At 69.9% G+C, this 571-nt stretch carries 1 protein-coding gene; it reads left to right on the top strand.

What is annotated here, in order from left to right; all coding sequences use genetic code 11:
- Window positions 1-571: thiamine pyrophosphate-dependent enzyme (locus G3I71_RS45975; protein WP_239149779.1), on the top strand; the 571-nt coding region annotated here is incomplete at both ends.

Genomic DNA, 571 nt, shown 5'->3' on the forward strand with positions numbered 1-571 from the left:
AGACGTGCCTGCAGACCAAGTACGTCGGGCAGAAGCGGTTCTCGCTCGAGGGCGGCGAGTCGCTCATCCCGCTGCTCGACGCGATCCTGTCGCGCGCCGCGAACGGCGGGCTCGACGAGGTCGGCATCGGCATGGCGCACCGCGGCCGGCTCAACGTGCTCGCGAACATCGCCGGCAAGTCGTACGGGCAGATCTTCAGCGAGTTCGAGGGCAACCAGGACCCGAAGTCGGTGCAGGGCTCGGGCGACGTGAAGTACCACCTCGGCACCGAGGGCGTGTTCACGGCCGAGTCCGGTGCGACGACCGCGGTGTACCTCGCGGCCAACCCGTCGCACCTCGAGGCCGTCGACCCGGTGCTCGAGGGCATCGTGCGCGCCAAGCAGGACCGCATCGACCTCGGCGGCGACGGCTTCTCGGTGCTGCCGATCCTCATCCACGGCGACGCGGCCTTCGCGGGCCAGGGCGTGGTGTTCGAGACGCTCAACCTCGCGCAGCTGCGCGGGTACCGCACGGGCGGCACGATCCACGTCATCGTCAACAACCAGGTCGGGTTCACCACCGGCCCGTCGTC

This window comes from Streptomyces sp. SID12501 (assembly GCF_010550245.1).
GTDB lineage: Bacteria > Actinomycetota > Actinomycetes > Streptomycetales > Streptomycetaceae > Streptomyces.